Origin of the sequence: Laspinema palackyanum D2c, from assembly GCF_025370875.1 — a bacterium.
Taxonomy (GTDB): Bacteria; Cyanobacteriota; Cyanobacteriia; order Cyanobacteriales; family Laspinemataceae; genus Laspinema; species Laspinema palackyanum.
Window position 1 is genome coordinate 127,756 of the sequence record NZ_JAMXFD010000012.1, and the last position, 18,746, is coordinate 146,501.

General features: G+C 47.9%; 13 protein-coding genes. 8 read left to right on the forward strand and 5 right to left on the reverse strand.

Annotated elements, in window-relative coordinates; genetic code table 11:
- Positions 1 to 841: 841 nt before the first annotated feature.
- On the reverse strand, positions 842 to 2,179 hold the full coding sequence (locus tag NG795_RS15625; protein ID WP_367289575.1) for a dihydroorotase: 1,338 nt from the start codon (positions 2,177 to 2,179) through the stop codon (positions 842 to 844).
- Between the two features lie 535 nt (positions 2,180 to 2,714).
- Between NG795_RS15625 and lepB the strand changes: the two genes are divergently transcribed.
- The 5 genes from lepB (at position 2,715) to NG795_RS15650 (ending at position 9,725) form a co-directional block, all read left to right on the forward strand.
- Positions 2,715 to 3,344 carry a signal peptidase I gene (lepB, locus tag NG795_RS15630; RefSeq protein WP_367289576.1) on the forward strand — a complete coding sequence of 210 codons (630 nt, stop codon included), beginning with the start codon at positions 2,715 to 2,717 and terminating at the stop codon, positions 3,342 to 3,344.
- Positions 3,345 to 3,510: 166 nt separating this feature from the next.
- Positions 3,511 to 3,672 (forward strand): hypothetical protein, encoded by a 162-nt coding sequence (locus tag NG795_RS15635; protein ID WP_367289577.1) that lies wholly within the window; start codon positions 3,511 to 3,513, stop codon positions 3,670 to 3,672.
- 77 nt (positions 3,673 to 3,749) lie between these two features.
- A complete protein-coding gene (locus NG795_RS15640; RefSeq protein WP_367289578.1) occupies positions 3,750 to 5,159 on the forward strand; it encodes a sensor histidine kinase in 1,410 nt (469 codons plus the stop codon).
- A 651-nt stretch (positions 5,160 to 5,810) separates the two neighbouring features.
- Positions 5,811 to 8,525 carry a sensor domain-containing diguanylate cyclase gene (locus tag NG795_RS15645; protein WP_367289579.1) on the forward strand — a complete coding sequence of 905 codons (2,715 nt, stop codon included), beginning with the start codon at positions 5,811 to 5,813 and terminating at the stop codon, positions 8,523 to 8,525.
- Positions 8,526 to 8,801: 276 nt separating this feature from the next.
- Complete coding sequence (locus tag NG795_RS15650; protein ID WP_367289580.1) at positions 8,802 to 9,725, forward strand: Npun_R2821/Npun_R2822 family protein; 924 nt, start codon at positions 8,802 to 8,804, stop codon at positions 9,723 to 9,725.
- 113 nt (positions 9,726 to 9,838) lie between these two features.
- Here the strand turns inward: NG795_RS15650 and NG795_RS15655 are convergent, their stop codons facing one another.
- The 4 genes from NG795_RS15655 to iscB all read right to left on the reverse strand — a co-directional run bounded on the left by NG795_RS15655 (position 9,839) and on the right by iscB (position 15,010).
- Entirely contained in the window at positions 9,839 to 10,216 is a 378-nt protein-coding gene (locus NG795_RS15655) for a hypothetical protein (RefSeq protein WP_367289581.1), read from the reverse strand.
- Positions 10,217 to 10,450: 234 nt separating this feature from the next.
- Positions 10,451 to 12,136 (reverse strand): ABC1 kinase family protein, encoded by a 1,686-nt coding sequence (locus NG795_RS15660; RefSeq protein ID WP_367289615.1) that lies wholly within the window; start codon positions 12,134 to 12,136, stop codon positions 10,451 to 10,453.
- A 393-nt stretch (positions 12,137 to 12,529) separates the two neighbouring features.
- Positions 12,530 to 13,654, reverse strand: a complete 1,125-nt coding sequence (locus NG795_RS15665) for a DegT/DnrJ/EryC1/StrS family aminotransferase (RefSeq protein WP_367289582.1) — start codon at positions 13,652 to 13,654, stop codon at positions 12,530 to 12,532.
- 78 nt (positions 13,655 to 13,732) lie between these two features.
- The gene (iscB, locus tag NG795_RS15670) at positions 13,733 to 15,010 is read right to left on the reverse strand and encodes an RNA-guided endonuclease IscB (RefSeq protein WP_367289583.1); all 1,278 of its coding nucleotides are present in this window, start codon (positions 15,008 to 15,010) and stop codon (positions 13,733 to 13,735) included.
- 485 nt (positions 15,011 to 15,495) lie between these two features.
- Here iscB and NG795_RS15675 point away from each other — a divergent pair, with 485 nt between their 5' ends.
- The 3 genes from NG795_RS15675 (at position 15,496) to NG795_RS15685 (ending at position 18,640) form a co-directional block, all read left to right on the forward strand.
- Entirely contained in the window at positions 15,496 to 16,275 is a 780-nt protein-coding gene (locus NG795_RS15675) for an ABC transporter permease (protein WP_367289616.1), read from the forward strand.
- A 564-nt stretch (positions 16,276 to 16,839) separates the two neighbouring features.
- Positions 16,840 to 17,574, forward strand: coding sequence for a ZIP family metal transporter (locus NG795_RS15680; protein WP_367289584.1), 735 nt, complete (start codon positions 16,840 to 16,842; stop codon positions 17,572 to 17,574).
- Between the two features lie 82 nt (positions 17,575 to 17,656).
- Positions 17,657 to 18,640: a TIGR03885 family FMN-dependent LLM class oxidoreductase gene (locus tag NG795_RS15685; RefSeq protein WP_367289585.1), complete on the forward strand. Its 984-nt coding sequence runs from the start codon at positions 17,657 to 17,659 to the stop codon at positions 18,638 to 18,640.
- Positions 18,641 to 18,746: the final 106 nt, after the last annotated feature.

Here is an 18,746-nt window from a genome sequence, read left to right on the forward strand (position 1 = left end):
TTCGTAGTAACCCCTTGACGAGGTTTCTTTAAAGATGACTCAATCAAGGAGTCACTACGAACGTTTATATGATTTATATTTGGCACTCCCCTTAATGGAATTGAAGAATCTTTAAAATTGTCTAAAAAATAGACAGCGCCAGCGTTTTGACTTTAAAATAGCACCTTCTCATCTATAGCAGTCCTACATCCGTTGTGTCATAGATCTAAGCCGGAGAGCCTTGATAGTGCGAGCATCTTGCTCTCTACTTTTGTTACCAATGACTGAAGACTGCTATAGTCCCCCAAAAGTAAAAAATCGTTATGAATTCAACCTTTTATCCTCATCTACATCTTATACGGAATCCGGTAGTTATAGGTCTGTTAAAAGGAGCGCAACTTAGTGGATCCCACCCTAACCCGGACCTTTCCAAGGTCCGGGAACCATCAGATGAAATTAAAACGACTTTTGATAACCGGATTCCGTATAAGTGGTTGAAAGCCGCCTACGAATATAAAGAAGAATGTGGCCAGATTTATGAAGCCAGTCAAACCGTTTCTGAAGGAAGGTCAAAAGTGCTTTGAAGAAGGGTTAGAAAAAAAAAATTTTTTACGGCAAAGTTATTTAGACTATAGAGGACCATTTGCCAACCCTCTGTAATTACTTGATTAGTCATTCTAGCAGTGGAACTATGGAAGTAATTAACAACAAGATAAAGGTTACCTTTAACTCATAGACAGCCACCTCCATTACCTGGATAGTTTTCAGGGAACCCCCATCCCTGAAAACATTTACCCGATAAGGATGGAAGCCTTAGCTTGATGCGTATGGGGTGTTACCCCCGTTGGACTTCTGGGCGGGATTAACCCCCAAAAGATAAGGCTGTGCCGCGAATGTCGGTGTGGAGTTTTCCGTGATCATAGACCACTTGACCGCCAACAATGGTTACGACGGGCCATCCGGTGAGGTTCCAGCCCTCGAAGGGATTCCAGCCACATTTACTGACGACTTCTTCCCGTAAGACGGGACGATAAGTGTTTAAGTCCACTAGGACTAAATCCGCATCGTAACCGGGGGCGATCGCCCCTTTGTTGGGGATTCGATACCCTTTGGCAACGGCAGTGGACATCCAATGGGCGACTTGGGGGACTGTGCAGCGTCCCTGCATGGCTTGAGTCAGCATCAGAGGCAGGGAGGTTTCCACTCCGGGCATTCCCGAGGGGGTATTGGGATAGCCTTGGGCTTTTTCTTCTAAGGTATGGGGAGCATGGTCCGTGGCAATAAAATCAATCACGCCATCGAGGAGGGCTTGCCAGAGAATTTCATTATCCCGGGGCGATCGCAAGGGGGGATTCATCTGCGCCAGGGTGCCAATGGTGTCGTAAGCACTGGTATTCAGCAGCAGATGTTGGGGGGTGACTTCGGCAGTAACCCAACTGGGTTTATCTTCGCGCAATAGCAGGGCTTCATCTCCCGTGGACAGATGCAAAATATGCAGGCGGCGTTGATATTTTTTAGAGAGGCTTAAGGCGCGCTTGGTGGCGATTAAGGCGGCTTGAGTATCCTGAATTTCAGAATGCACCGCTGGATCCGTGCGACTGCTAAACTGTTGACGGCGTTCCTCAATGCGGGTGCGGTCCTCAGCATGGACGGCAATCAGGCGATCGCCTTGACTAAAAATCGCCTCCAATGCCTCCTGATCATCCACCAACAACGGACCCTTCATCGACCCCATAAAAATTTTAATCCCGCACGCGGGATGAGCTTCCACCAAATCCGGTAAATGTTCTGCCGTTGCCCCAATAAAAAAGCCATAATTAACTAAGGACGAACGAGCCGCCCGCGCCAATTTATCATCCAGAGTTGCCTGGGTGGTGGTCAGCGGTCGGGTGTTGGGCATCTCCAAAAAGGAAGTCACCCCGCCCCTAGCACAGGCGCAACTGGCTGTAAACAGGTCTTCCTTATATTCGAGTCCCGGTTCCCGGAAATGAACCTGGGGATCGATGACCCCAGGCAACAAAGTCAGTCCAACTGCGTCAATCACCCGCAGATTATCCTCAGGGTCGGGATTTTCACCTAAACTCGGAATATCCGGTCCTATCTGGCGGATTTTTCCCTCTTGGATCAGGACATCACCCTGTAAAAATTCTCCATCGGGCTGTAAAATCCGGGCTTGTCGGATTAATAAATGGTTTCTCATGGTCCAGTTCCTGGTATTTTGTTGAACCTAGTTGGCTCAAGTCAAGGATATCCCGTTCGGGGGTTTTATGGGGGGCGTCAGTTCAGCCCTCTAGTTGCCAAAATCAGACCAACATTTTACACTGGATTAAGGAGTGGGCATTGATACAATAAATCATCGATGTTGGGGCGTGATTCACCCTCTTCCCGGATCGATGGGCTCGATCTTCGTACTCCCAGCTTAACTAGGATTTTCAGGTGATTTTCTCAACCTGACTTGGAATGAGGTGACGGACGAAGACAGAGGGGAAAAGCGTCAACGGTTTAATCCCAGTGAGGTTAACATGATCCTATGAATATTTGGCGTCAATTCCTCAATCATCCAGCTCAGCGGCTTGTTAAAAATACACAGAAGGTTCCGTTTATAATTGATGATTAAAGGTTCGAGGAATAGAGGGTATTTTAATTCCGGTCTACTTCTCCAGGGAGATCCTATTTTCCCTCCTCCCCAATATTGTGTTAAAAACTAGCAGCACTATTAGGTCAAAAGTTCAAACATGACTCGTGCAAAAGAAACCGTGTCTGATATAAATTCTCAGCCAATTCCCCCTATCAAGCCGGAACTCCAGCCAGAAAATCCTTGGGTAGAAGCACTCAAGACAATTGGCTTGAGTGCGATTTTAGCAATCGGGATTCGTCACTTTGTGGCAGAAGCACGCTACATCCCGTCCGGTTCGATGCTACCGACCCTGGAAATTAACGATCGCCTAATTATCGATAAGTTGAGCTATCGCTTCACGCATCCAGAGCGTGGCGATATTGTCGTATTTTATCCCACCCAAACCCTCCAAGACCAAAATTTTAAAGATGCTTTTATCAAGCGGGTGATCGGGCTGCCTGGGGAAACCGTGGAGGTCAGAGGGGAACGAGTTTACATTAATAATATTCCCATCAAGGAACGCTATATTGAAGAAGGACCGAACTACCAATATGGGCCAGAACTTGTTCCTGAAGATCAGTATTTAGTGCTCGGGGATAATCGCAATAATAGCTACGATAGTCATTACTGGGGTTTCGTCCCTCGGGAGAAGATTATCGGTCGTGCGGTGATTCGGTTCTGGCCCCCTAACCGCATGGGAGAATTGAATCCACAGCCGGTCTATATCCAACAGATTCCCGAGGAGTAGCGGACTCCGTTGGGGTGTTTCCATCCCAGGGAACCTGTTCCCGGATGACCAGTCGGCGAACTAGGGCTTTGTGTTGAAGGACCGGGTATTTTTCTGGTTTTACCCGTCCTGAAATCCCTGGATATAAAACAGGATAAGTTGTCAAATTTGACCCTTCTCTAGCTTCATGTCGCGCCCTCACCCTCAATCCCTCTCCCATTTTGGGAGAGGGACTTTGATTTTTCTCCCCAAGAAAATACCGAATGGAAATCAGGACGAGCTCAATCGGGCGATCGCAACCTTTTGGTTTATGATGAGTGCACCCATGTCTAACGGCGATCGTCCCTAGGGTGGACCACCCATCTACCACCCGATTGTCATTCTAACTGTTTAGGCGTCGGTGTTGACCGGCGATATCCCTTGACTGTGCCAAATCAACCCCATTCTGAACTATCAAAGCCTGTATTTTTTGAAGGAAGTTATCGAGATCTGCGCGTCGAATCAACCCTGGGAGAATTACCCCTGTTTGATTTTCAGGTGGATGTCACCCGCCGCTGCGATGATATCGTTCGCACGTTTGAAAAATATCCCCTTCTGACTGGGGTGATTTTGCGAGATGTGGGAGAATTTGTCGGGATGATCTCTCGACAGCGACTGCTAGAATATTTGATTCGTCCGCGCGCAAGTGAGTTGTTTTTAAATGCTCCTTTGCAAATGCTCTACAGCTACGCCCGGACTCAAATTATGCTATTAAGTTCCGAAACAACGATTGTTAAAGCGGCCAGACAGGCATTACGGCGATCGCCTGAATTATTAGGGGAACCTCTGGTTGTCCAAACCAGTGCCGATAACTATCTCTTACTCAATATTCATGAGTTAAACCTCGCCTATTGGCAAATTCGCGGCATTGAAACTCAATTGCGATTTGAACAAATTCAAGCGCAACTGGTACAGACGGACAAAATGGCGAGTTTGGGACGGTTGGTGGATGGGGTGGCTCATGAAATTCTTGATCCCGTGGGATTTATTTGGGGAAATTTAACCTATGTTGCCAGCTATTCTGAGGAGTTAATGGAGTTGGTGGCCGTTTATGAAAAATATTTACCAGAGTCGGTCCCAGAAATTGAAGATTTCCAGGAAGAGATTGAATATGATTTTTTAAAAGAAGACTTGCCTCGGGCCATTTCTAGTCTCAAAAATGGGGCAGACCGCTTAAAACAGTTAGCCAATAGCTTGCAAAACTTTTGTCATATTGATGAGGTTTATCCCAAGGCTGCTGACCTTCATGCCTGTATAGATAGTGTTTTATTATTGCTTAAAAGCCGCCTGAGTGGCGAAATTGAAATTATCAAAAACTACGGACATCTCCCCCCGATTTGCTGCTATGTCTCTCAATTAAATCAGGTATTTATTAATATTATCAGTAAAACGATGGATGGATTAATTCATGAAGCCATTCATCACAAATTTTCTTTAGAGTTCAGTGAAGCGGGCTTTCGCTCTAAACCGCAACCGGCTCCAAACCCGTCAAAAATTGTCATATCCACGGAATTAATATCCCGACCGGCTTTAATGCCAAATCAGCCGGACTCTCGATGGGTTTCAATTAAAATTTCTGACAACGGATTGGGGATTCCTCAAGCTAAAATTAATGAGATTTTAGCCTCTTTTGGGATGTCTAAGTTAGCCGAAAAAGAAACCAGCTTTGCGGTGAGTTATTGGATTGTCACGGCCAAACATGGGGGAGAACTTTATCTGCGATCGCGCACCCTGAATTCAGAAGATTTACCCCCAGACATCGGCACCGAGTTTGAAATTCTCTTGCCGGGGGTTTAACCGGATGAAGTCCTGGAGAAGTTCCCTGAGACAGGATTGCCGGAGTGGGGTGTTCCCGTGCCTCCGACAGCGTAAAGAGGTGACTGCTCCCTATTCCTCGGGGGCCTAAATCTGGCTCGTCAGGAGCAGAACCGCCAAAAGCCTTAGCCGGGGGGGACCGGAGAGCTTAAAAACAGGTTTGCTGACCCAGATTTATCGCTCTGATGTAGACAAGTTGTCAAAAAACCTGGTTTCTGGTCCCGGGGGTCTAAAAACTGTACCCATGCTCTTGGTCAAAACTTCAGGGAAGATGAGAGTGCCAAACCCGTTGTCCTGGGGACTTGCCTGTGCTGGGTGACGGGCAATTGGAGGCTCCACCCTTCCCCAGGCGGTGCAATACCTGAAAAACAATTAAATTTTGTGACAGAACAGCCCTTATAATTTATCTTAGCTACGCCAGTATCTTAAAGGGTTAGTTATTTTGTTTTTATAGTTTTTTCAATCATTAATCTGAGCAGGACTCGCTTAAAAAGCCAGAAGCTCTAAGGGAAAGCGGCAGGAAATCTCGTCTGATGCTGTTGGTCGATCGCCCCAGAGAAACTGTCAAAATAGAAGCTGAGTATCCTCTATTAATTTTGTAACGTAGAAAATCTCAGGGGAGGCACTGGCATCATGAATGGTAAACCCCAATTAATTCAACAGGAATCCAGGATAGAACCGAGTTCTGAGTCCAATCAGGGGCCGGAACTGGATACTCAACTGAGTCGATCGCCCCAGGCAGCAGGGCCTCCATCCTGGGACGGGGAGGGGAGAGACCCACTCTGGGGCGATCGCACTCTATCCCCCTGGCTCAAACCCTTAATTGAAAGCCTAGAAGAAAGCGTCATCCTCAAAGATGAACGCGGATGTTGGCTGCTGGCAAACCAAGCCGCCTTGAGGCTATTCCAATTAATCGGGGTGGAGTATGGCGGTAAAACCAACCACCAGTTAAGTCAAGACTATCCCCTCGCTCAAGAAATCTTGAGTGCTGATGCCGAATCTGATCAAACGGCTTGGGAACTGTCTACCACCATTTATCACCGAGTGGAATGGACCGCCCCTTCCGGGGAACTACAGTCCGTGGACATCAAAAAAACGCCTCTATTTAACAGCGATGGCACCCGACAAGGGACCATTTCGGTGGTTTGGGACCCAGAGGTCAGCGATCGCCTCCGGGTTGAGGAGGCATCCCGAGGGACCTTGGGCAGACAGAAGGACGCGATGGAGACGATTCCGGATTTGATGCTGTATTTAAAAGCAGATGGCACTATTTTGGACTGCAAAAATGTGCCGGAACAGACGACAGCGATCCCGCCCAATTTTGAAATCGGGCTGTCTATCTATGAAATTTGGCCCCTATCCATCGCTACGGAAGGGATGAAATATGTACTTCAAGCCTTGGAAACTGGGGAAGTTCAAACCTGGGAGTATGAGGTAACCGTTCATGGCAAATGCTACAACCGGGAAGCGCGGATTATGGCCTGTGCGGAAGACCGAGTGGTCGCAATTTTGCGGGATATCACCGATCGCAAACAAGCGGAAGCGGCCCTAGAGTATGTGGCGCAAGCAGTGGAAAGTGCCAGTGATGCGATCGCCATCAGCGATGCCAATGGCAATCATATCTATCATAATTTGGCCTTTTCTACTCTGTTTGAGTATGGCACCGTTGAAGAGTTGAAAGCCGCAGGAGGTCCCTCAATTCTCTATACTGACCCGGAAGTGGCCCGGGAAATCTTTGAGGCGATCGCCCCGGGTCAATCTTGGATCGGCTCAGTGGAACAGCGCACCCGCAGCGGTAAAATTGTTCAGGTGTTACTCCGCGCCGATGCAATTAAAGACCCCACGGGTAAAATTATCGGACGGATTGGGATTAGTACAAATTTGACCGCACAAAAACAGGTTGAAGCCGCACTGCAACAGTCCAAACAAAAACTCTCTCTGCACCTGGAACAAACGCCCTTGGCGGTGGTGGAATTCAACCTCCACGGCGAGATTGTGGAATGGAATCCAGCGGCAGAAACCATTTTTGGGTATAGCAAAGGGGAAATCCTCGGACAGGGGATGGCGTTGCTCTTTCCAGCCACGGAAGAACGGGATGCGGGTCAACGATGGCAGGATCTGTTGGAGCAAAAGGGAGGCGCTTGCTCAATTTGTGAAAATGTCCGGAAAGATGGGCAGCGGACTATTTGTGAATGGTACACGACTCCCTTGATTGACCGGCATGGTGAGACGATCGCCGTCGCATCCCTGGCCCAGGATATCACGGAACGGGTACGGGCGGAGGAAGCCATGCGTCACCAGTCCGACCGGGAACGATTGGTAAGCCGGACCCTGGCCCGCATCCGCCAATCGTTGAATTTAGAAGAGATTTTGAATACGGCGGTTTCGGAAGTGAGACAATTTCTGGATTGCGATCGGGTGGTGGTGTATCAGATTTGGCCGGATCAGTCGGGGAGTGTGGTGACAGAATCGGTGATTCCTCCTTGGCCCTCAATGCTGGGACAAAGTTTCGGAGAAGAAATTTTCCCCCCCAGTTGTTATGAGCGGTATTGTAACGGAAGGGTTAAGGCGATCGATGATCTCAAGGCGGCGAATTCTCCCCAGTGTTTGATTGATTTTTTGCAACCCTTTGGGGTGAATGGGAAAATGATTGCCCCGTTGTTACATGAGAACCGCCTCTGGGGGATATTGGTGGCGCATCAATGTAATGGGATTCACCACTGGCAACCGTTTGAGATTAGAGGGTTTGAGCAGTTGTCCACTCAACTGGCGATCGCCATTCAACAATCGACCCTGTTTAAACAGTTGGAAGCGGCGAATGAAGAATTACAGCGGATTGCTTCGTTGGATGGATTGACTCAGGTCGCTAACCGGCGGGCTTTTGATGAATGTATCCATCGCGAATGGCGGCGAACTATTCGCGAACATTCGATGATGTCTGTGATTTTATGTGATATTGATTTTTTTAAGTTATACAATGATACTTATGGGCATCAAGCCGGGGATACTTGTTTAAAACAAGTCGCCCAGGCGATCGCAGATGCCGTCAAGCGCCCCGCCGATTTAGTGGCGCGCTATGGTGGAGAGGAATTCGCCGTTATTCTTCCCCATACCAATGCCGAAGGCGCGATGCAGGTGGCGCAGACCATCCGAAATCAGGTCAAAGCCTTGCGGATTCATCATGCTCAATCCCCAGTGGGTTATGTGTCGATTAGTTTGGGAGTTGCGGTGACTTTACCTCGCCCTCAAGACTCGGTGGAAAAATTAATTCGGAGTGCAGATCGTGCACTATACGAGGCGAAATCTCTCGGGCGCGATCGGGCAGTTTTGGCAAAATATTCCGCCTGATTGTGAAGGGTTGCTGGCTCTCGGATTGCGTTGAGATTGCCTATCTGGGCCTGATTAAAACCGCCGTGAACCGTCAGTTGACAGGTCAGTAAAACGGTGATATAGTATGCCTATTATCTGCATTGATTAAGTGCGATCGCCAAGGGCGTGGGGTAATTCGAGGGCAAGTCTGATTCAACACAGGGCGATCGCCTCCTAATGGTTTTAACCCAGAGGGCTCTACCGCCAGGAATGCGCGTACTCCAACCTATTGAATAACCCAGTGAGGAAACCCCAATGAGTCGTGGAATTTATATCATTGCTAATGATAAAGTCACGGAGCAAGCGATTGCCCTTCTTAACAGCATCCGATTGTACGATACCGCTGTGCCTGTTGTCATGATTCCTTATGACGAAACCTATCAACAGGTCGCTGCCATTTTAGGGGATAAGTTTGGCGTCACAGTTTATGAAGATTTAGACTTTATTAAACGATTATCTCAAACCCTTCAAGAGATTTTTGGCAGTGAGTTTTTCGCCCGCCCCAATCAATTTAGAAAACAAGCCTGTTGGTTCGGACCTTTCGATGAATTTTTATATATTGATACCGATATTGTCGTTTTTGAAAAAATTATTGATAATTTAAACTATCTTCAAGAGCAAGACTTTATTTGTTGCGATTATCAACATCGGGGGGGAATTACTAATGTATTTACCCCCCAAGTTATTGAAGATAAAGTCTTTACCCCCGAAGAACTGACCAGTATTTTTAATGGAGGATTTTGGGCGGCCAAAAAAGGGGTGATTTCTGAGCAAGATTTATACGATAGCTTTGCAGAATGTGCCGCCCATCCTGAATATTTCGATTTTTCCCAAAAGACCTCCGACCAGCCGATTATCAACTATATGATTTTGAAACGAGTTAAGCGCCGGTTTAACATCGTCCAACGACCCGAAAAGGCAGCGGGAAACTGGGCCGGAACGAACAAGTTTCAGCCGATGGAGGGATATAAATTGTTCGATCCGGATAACAATCAACCCCTCCAATATTTGCACTGGGCCGGGATTCGCATTCAACCGGGATGTCCGTACTGGGAAATTTGGGAACATTATCGTTATTTGAATGAAGCAAAACCCACCTTTTATGAGACAAAATCTGAGAAAAAAACTTTTTTGAATGCTGTGCGCGATCGCTTCAGAAAACTTAAAGCCAATCTCTGAGAAAAAGGTCTTACATCAGCCCATTACTTGAAAAAAGAAAGGGAAAAAGGACGTGGCTTTTTCCCTTTCGCTCTGGTTATTAATAAAATACAGGCTGATGATTGAGCGGCCCTTTATTCCCAAGAATCAAGGTCAAGGGCTTTAGAACCACCGCGTTGGAGTTGCATCAAGAGATTGCCCAACTGAGACCAAACCAGCCAAGCGGTCAAAATGGTTAAGGGGAAGGAAAAAACGTAGGAAATAAACAGAGTAAATCCAAAAACCTGTAACCCGGACGCGAGAAAGACACAAATCGCCCCAGCCATTCCCAAAAAAGGCAGTTGTAATTCCATGCCTCTAGCTTGAGAGAGACTGCGGGTTGAGCGATTCCGAGACCAGGCTTGCACCAATTGGGTGAGGGTGGCATAGAAGGCCGTTCCCGAGGCGACTGCAGCGATAAACGCAGCAGCTAACAGGAAATAAGGTGGCTCTGGATAGGGAAAGTTAGGCACGAATCTCTCCTACAAGACTGTCAACTCAGAAGGGTCAACTATCAACGGTAAAGGGGAAAGGCTCAACTGTAAAGAGGCGGGGGTTAAAACGATTGGCGGCCTAACAGAATCAAGTCGTCTAAAGACGACTGCTGGTCTTATCCCGTGGGATTTTTAGTCGGTTTTAACCGACTTTAGCTATGAGGCCGCCAATCGTTTGAACCCCCGCCGGTTGTCTACCCCCGCCGGTTGTCGCTACTTTTCCTCGAAAAAGGGGATTCCCGTGGGCATCGAAGGTAATAACGCTGCTGCACCTTCCCGAGAGAAATCAGCGATCGCACCCCAAGCGGCATCGAATATCCGATTAGGTTGGATATCTTCCTTGATCAAGTTCCACAGACGGCGGACTTCTTCCGTATGCAGTTTGTCATCTTCCACTAACGCCAGTAAGATTTGACGGCGCAGAAACTCACCTTCTTCCGAGAGGAGATAGCGCAGACCTAACTCGGCCGTGGGGATAATATCAAAATTGGTATCCGAACGGGCGATCGCAATTAAGTTTTCCAGACGACTCCATTGGAACTTGCCATCCTTAAACAACACATCAATCAACCGTCGTCGTAACTGCGGTGATTCTCCCGCCAGTAACCGTCGGGCGACATAAGGATAGGCCACATCAACGATTTTGAAATTAGGATCCATCGTCAAGGCTAACCCTTCCTGAGTCACCAGAGAGCGAATAATCAGGGCAAACTTGGCCGGGACCCGGAAGGGATACTCGTACATCAACTCCGAGAAGCGATCGGTAATCGTCTTAAAGTTGAAATCCCGCACACTTTGGCCGAGGATATCCCCTAATACCGCTTCTAAGGCAGGGACGATCGGCCAGATATCCGTCTCCGGCGTTAAAAATCCCAGTTTGACAAATTGTTCGGCTAATTCTACATAGTCTTTATTGATCAGATGAACGATCGCCTCCACCAGGTTTTCCTTAGTGGTTTCATCCAGCTGATCCATCATGCCAAAATCAATGTAGGCCATGCGACCATCCGCCAGTCCAAATAAATTCCCGGGGTGCGGGTCCGCATGGAAAAAGCCAAACTCCAAAAGCTGCTGTAACCCGCTGGTGACCCCAACTTCGATTAAGGCATTGGTGTCGATTCCCGCCCCTTGCATAGTGGGAATATCATTGAGCTTATACCCCTCAATCCACTCCAGAGTTAGGACCGTATTGCTGCTATATCGCCAAAAAATACTAGGAACCTTGACCCTTGGATTCCCACTGAAGTTGGTCGCAAATTTTTCAGCATTGCGTCCTTCATTGAGATAATCCACTTCTTCAAAGAGTTTGGTGCCGAACTCATCGACAATTAAACCCAGGTCATGGCCTAAATTCAGCGGCAGCCAAGGTCCGACTGCCTTTGCACCCCAGCGCATTAAAAACAGGTCCAGGGTGAGAACGGGTTTCAAGTTCGGGCGCTGTACTTTGACCGCAACTTTTTCGCCACTGTGCAAATAGGCTTGATAGACTTGGCCTAAACTAGCTGCCGCAACAGGTTGGGGGGTAATTTGAGCGAACAGTTCTTCAACGGTTTTGTCGAGTTCTCGCTCAATGATGCGGTAGGCCACTGTACTATCAAAAGAAGGCAGTTGGTCTTGTAGCTTGATCAGTTCATCGAGGAAGTCTTTGCGAATCAAATCCGGACGAGTCGAAAGAGCTTGACCGACCTTGATGAAGGTGGGTCCTAGATTGGTTAAGATGTTCTGAAGTTGAGTTGCTCTTTTGGGTCGTTTTTGTTCCGCTTGATTGGTCCACTCATCCCACTTCAAGCCCAAAATAAAACTAGACAAATACCAAATAATGGTGATGGCTCTCCAGATCACTTTCCAGGGACGGGAGCGATAGTAACTGGCGATCGCCTGCGGATCATACCGCCGCATCTGGGCTATGGTTTTAGAACTCACGCCTTTCCTTGCCTCTAATACTTGGGTTGGATCTGAAGTGGCCACCAGCCTTGCGGTTTGGCTTATTCAGATTATTTACTTATTTCTTAATATCTTAACCCATCTTTACAATTCTTTAACCCTTCTTGACCGATAGAATTCACTCTATTTCCCTCACGGGTGATGTTGATGGATACAAGGAAAGAGACGCCTGAAGGCGTCACTACGAACGAAGAAAGAATCACTTCCCCTGTTTGTAGTAACGACTTCAGTCGTTCTCCCCTGTGAAGTCTTGGGAAAAAGAGACGACTGAAGTCGTCACTACGAACAAACAGAAGAAACCATTCCCCCGTTTGTAGTAACGCCTTCAGGCGTTATCCCCTCTGGGATTCATAAAAAAGACTTTAAACTATAAACCACCTCTTGCTGCTGTTCCTCAGATAATTCAGGGAACATGGGTAGAGAGAGTACCTCCCGAGATGCCTGTTCTGCGATCGCCAAGTCACCCAAGGCATAACCCAAACCTTGGTAAATTGGCTGTAAATGAAGCGCCAGCGGATAATAAACCGTTGCTGCAATCCCTAACTCATTTAACTGCTGCATAAGCCGATCGCGGCGGTGGCTATTATTTTCTTGACTTTTCACCCGAATGGTGTATTGATTCCAAACCCCTTGACCCCCGGGCAATTCTTGCGGGGTGATAATTCCATCCAAAGGTGCGAGAAGGCGGTGATAATTTTCGGCGATCGCCCGTCGGCGATCGGTCCAAAAATCCAGATAGCGTAACTTAATCTGAAGAATCGCTGCCTGTAGCGCATCGAGACGGCTATTAATTCCCACCGATTCATGATAGTAGCGCCCACTCGCCCCATGCTCTTTTAAAATTCGCATTTTAGTGGCGATCGCCGGGTCATTCGTTGTAATCGCCCCGCCATCGCCAAAGGCCCCTAAATTCTTCGTGGGAAAAAAGCTAAAACAGCCCACATGACCGATACTCCCTACCTTCTGCCCTCCCCAAGTCGCCCCCGTAGATTGGGCACAGTCTTCGATTACGGCAAGATTATATTGATGGGCGATCGCCATTAATCGAGTCATCTCCACCGGCTGTCCATAGAGATGCACCACCAGAATCCCCCGAGTTTTTTCCGTAATCGCCGCCTCTAGGCGTTCCACATCCAAATTAAACGTCTCAGGGACAATATCCACAAAAACCGGCGTTGCACCCACCCGGGAAATGGTTTCACTCGTAGCAAAAAACGTGAAGGGAGTGGTAATCACTTCATCCCCAGGGCCAATATCCAGGGCGCGGAGGGCCAGATATAAGGCATCAGTGCCGGAATTGCAGGAGACGCACTCGGTTGTGCCGATATAGGCGGCAAACTGTTGCTCGAATTCTGCTACAACGGGACCGCCAATATACCGTCCCGAGGCCAACAGTGCTAAGACTGAGGCTTCTACTTCTTGGGCGATCGTGTGATACTGCAACGAGAGATCCAGGGGGGGGATATGATTCACGTAGAACTCCTGGGATGATTGGAAACCTTTAGAGCAGGGAGGAAAACTGACTCAAGGGGCTTTAGCCTCCTACAGTCTTTAAAGCGCATAAGCATAGCCATCCTTTTTGTGAATAGGTTTGCAATATTTGTGGTTAATTCCTGCCACTCTTCCAGACTGGGTAACGATGTCAAAACTGCCTGACGCACGGCACAGAACCCGCCCCATGTAGGAACCAATTTTCTGGCCAGCCATAACGGTTGCCTTGACAATATCGCCCGTCTGAAAACCTTTGTGAATCTGCACTCTCGACTTATGGCGAATTGGAAACCCGAACCTATTCGTGCCACACATCTTCCTGGTTCCATGCCCTTTTGCTACAATCAACAGCGGTTTTGAACTCAGCACTTCGAGTGAGTCAACCGGACCAACACAGGCCGCATCGAGCCAGTGCGATTTAGGAATTTCTAGGCGAGTCCGATTGAATTTTGTTTGTCCCCCCGTCCCGGTTTTTACGGGTAGCCCCGTCGCTTTCAGTGCGTTGAACAATGCCCCACGGGTAGAGTTGACCGCAGCCGCATCTTTGAGCGGGGATTTTGCTTGCTTGAGAAGGCGATTTAGAAGCTCAGGCTTGCCGGATAGAAAGTCTCGAACATCTTGATTTCCCTTGGTCTGATTGCACTCATGACAAGCCAGAGTAAGATTAGAAACTCGGTCGGAACCCCCTCTTGAGCGCGGTTGAATATGTTCCACTTCTAGCGGAATATTTTTGGCATCGCAGTAAGCACATTGGCGTCCCCACTTTTCGAGCAAAAACTCTCGGACTTCATAGCCTTGCAATTCGCCCTGTTGATACTCCACCCCTGAGATTTCAGGATTTTGCATCAGTTGCAGGTCAAATCTGACTAACTCCTGAGCAATGCTGCCAATAGGAGCGAGTTTGCGGAGTCGGTTGACCCAGATCAGAATCGTATCTACTCGATGCTGTAATGACGGGGCCAGCCAACCGATTGGACGAGTCCGATTGAGAAATCGTGCTTTCCGATAGCGAGTTTGGCGATTTCTCCTACTTCGTCGCGATTGACGACGCGACAGCAGCGCATCCTTGATTTGTTGTCCCCGATGTTGTAATTCGGCTCCAAAAATGATTTTGTTGCTTTGCTTAATTGCAATTCCTGTGGTCTTGGAACCCGGATCTAGTTTGAGTTCCAGGTCTTGCACGGGAACATCGGGACGCGCTTGTTTCAAGATGATGGCGAAGGGATAGCGACGGAACACCGCAGCCTTCCCTGCATTGAGGAGGTGACGCGCTGTTCCAGGGTGAACTGGATCTAGGGGTCGTTTGTCAGTATCGAGAACAAATACAAAGTTGGACATTGAAAGTCTCCGTAAAACGGGTAATGTTTTCCTCGCCAATGTTTTTTAGGCTTGTTCGGCTAACGACACTGCCTTACCCCTCGTAAAGCTGTTTAATCGTTAACGACAGAGCTACAAACTGGAAAGCATTTGTAGGTGTCATGACCTGAAAAACTTAGTCACTCAAGACTTAGGCTGGTCAGCTAACTAAAGGTGAGGCATGAAGCCCCGTCACTTCAGTGCGGGGTGCTGACGCCTCTACACCTTTTTAGATACAATGAGATTTTGCCAGAGGGAGCAACATAGAAAATGCCAACCTGTACAGCCTAGAAGTGGCCCCATCCCCATTCAACCCCTCGATTGGCGATCGCGCCCAGGCAGCTACGCTCCAGTGAAGTCGGGAGGCGGGATTCAAAAAACTATCAGGCATTTTATAGTGAATGGGCAGTGGAGCACAAGTCATCTTTCCCGAAGCGTTAAAAAAAACATCACAAATCACCACCTTTATGGATCGCATTGAACTAGATTTTATCGATTTGGGATTAGCCTTGGGATTGATGATATTGGCGATCGCCCTCTCCGCATGGCAACGCCTGGGATTAGAGGGTCAATTGGCTTTAGCCAGTGCTAGAACGATGATCCAGTTGCTGATGGTGGGATTTTTCTTAGAAGCCGTGTTTACTTGGAGAAATCCCCTGGCGGTGTTGGCAGTCCTGATGGTGATGCTCACTATTGCTGCAATTGTGGCCCGGAACCGGATTAGTCAAAAGGTTCCTCGGCTGTTGCCTTGGGTGTGGGGTTCGATCGCCATCAGTAGTGCCATCACCTTGGTTTACGTCAATTTGTTGGTTCTGCGACAGCCGGAAGCTTGGACCAATCCTCAATATATTATTCCCTTGACCGGGATTGTGTTAGGAAATGCGATGAACAGTGGGGCGATCGCCGGGGAGAGATTTGTGAGTACCCTGAATGCTTCCCCAGTGGAAATTGAGACCTATTTATGTTTAGGGGCGACTCCGGAACAGGCGATCGCCACCTACCGCAAAGATGCCATTCGCGCCGGACTGATTCCCACCATTAATACCATGATGGTGGTCGGACTGGTGACCCTCCCCGGGATTATTACAGGTCAATTACTCAGTGGAGTCAATCCCCTGAATGCCGCCGCCTATCAAATTTTAATTATGTTTATGCTGGCGTTTGCTTCTCTTGTAAGTGCCCTGTTAATTACCAAAGGGATTGCCCGAGAGTTTTTTAACTCAGCGGCACAACTTCAAAAGTTTTGAAAGGGGTCTGCAATTTCCCGGGAATAGGGCTGCTTTGGGGGATTTATTGCCCCCGATAGAGGGGGCTAGGCGTAGATTGTAGTAATTCTTTTGGCCTAACCTGACTTGGAGTGCCACAAACGGGAGTAATTTGAACGGAGATAGCTCAATTTTTACCCCGATCGCACCCCGGGAAGTTCGAGGGCGATCGCGCCGCAATTTTCCGCAAACCTCTTCACCCCTTTAGGCCCTAATCTCTTCCTTTAGGGGGAACAAATCCAAGTTGACTTTAAATAAAATTAACAGAGTAAACTCTAAAGCTCCGAATAGTATTCTACTGAAAAACCTGCCTTTTTTGCAGAGTAAAAAAAGCTCAAGACTTTTTTGCTTGACTTCAATTCGACCTGAATGGGTTGCTAAACAACAAAAAAATTTTGACGCTTTTGGGTAATTCGTGAAATTACCCAAAATTTCAATGCCAATTATTCCGAGTTGCCCACTAACCTAACCCTAAAAGTCAAAAATTAAACAGGATTAAAAGAAACGGGATTTTTTATAAATTACAACCTTTCCATAACATCTCTTATGAACCCTTACTTAAGCACATTAGCTCTATCAGCCATGCCAGCGATCGGGAGCTATATAGGCGGACTTTTGTCCGAATTTATTCCTCCCTCTAAAAGTAACTTAAGTTTAACTCTTCATGGCGCAGCCGGGATTATTCTATCGGTGGTGGGAGTTGAAATTATGCCTCAAATGTTGGCAGCGGATCCACCTTGGCTAATTTTCCTAGCCTTTTTTGTAGGTGGAGGCTTCTTTATCCTGATGAGAAGAGCGATTAAATTTTTCCAAAAACGCTCGAAAAAATCCGAAAAGCAATCCTCAGCCTGGGGGATTTCCGTAGCCGTAGGAATCGATTTATTTAGCGATGGTTTAATGGTGGGGACGAGTTCAACCATTGCCTTAAGTTTGGCCCTGATGGTTGCCCTGGGTCATGTCCTGGCCAATATCCCCACGGGAATGGCAGCCATTTCCAGTTTTAAGCAGGGTAAAACCTCAGCCCTCTTTCGCCAAATCTTATCGGCTTCCTTTATCTTTCCTCCAGTGATTGGTGCAACCCTGGGATATTGGGTGGTCGTGGGTCAACCGGAAGTGATTAAATTTATGCTACTGGCCTTCACTGCTGGTATTTTGACCACCCTGGTTGTCGAAAATATGGTGCCGGAGGCCAGCGAACATGAAAAGGAAAACTATCAAGAAACGCTCTGTTTTGTCGGGGGATTTGCGTTTGTAGCCCTCCTATCTACCTATTTAGGCTAGGTTTAAACCCTGAACGAATGCTGTATTGATCAACAGGTTTAAGGGCTCTTAATTCATGTTGTTTATTGATTAAATAACCATAATGACTGAATTTGCTTATCACGCTTCTCATGAACAATTTAAACCCAGCGTCCTGCTCAAGTATATCCAGATGGCGGAACGGGCTGGATTTACTGCGGGGTCTTCGTCAGATCACTTCAAACCCTGGAACGATCGCCAGGGAGAGAGTGGGTTTTCCTGGGCCTGGTTAGGTGCGGCGATGCAGGCGACCTCCCTACCCTGTAGCGTCGTTTGCGCCCCAGGTCCGCGCTATCACCCGACCATTGTCGCCCAAGCGGTAGCAACCCTCGCCGAAATGTTCCCTCACCGATTTTCCGTGGCATTAGGCAGCGGAGAGGCAATGAATGAGCGGATTACCGGCGATCGCTGGCCGAGTAAACCCGAACGGAACGCTCGCCTCAAAGAAAGCGTAGATATCATTCGCGCCTTGTTTGCTGGAGAAACCGTGAACCACTCCGGGTTATTCACCGTCCAACAGGCCAAACTTTATACCCGTCCTGACTATACCCCTCCCATTTTTGGAGCGGCAATTACGTTAGAAACAGCGGAATGGGTAGGGTCCTGGGCTGATGGACTCTTAACCACTTCTCGTCCTCGGGAAGAACTCCAAAAAGTCGTCGAAGCCTTCCATCGAGGGGGGGGAAAAGGGAAGCCGATGCACGTCAAGGTACAACTGTCTTACGCTCAAACTTTGGAACAGGCAAGGCAGGGGGCTTATGAACAGTGGCGCACCAATATCTTTAAAAGTTCAGTTTTAGCTGAACTCTCTACCCCAGAGGAGTTAGAGGCTGCCGCGCAGTTTGTTAAACCCGAGGATCTCGACGCTCATGTGAGAATTTCTGCGGATTTAGAACAGCATATCCAGTGGTTGCGTGATGATATGGAACTGGGATTTAGCCGCCTAATTCTCCATAATGTCAACCGCCAACAGGAGGAGTTTATCAAAGCCTTTGGCGATCGCGTCTTACCGGCTTTATCTGGCGATCGGGTCGCCAGTTTTGTATAAAATATCAAGCGGGGGTTTAAACCTAATAGAATCAAGTCGGTTTAAACCCGACTGCAAGTCTGATCCAGTAGTGTTTTCAGTCGGTTTCAACCGACTTGAACTCTTA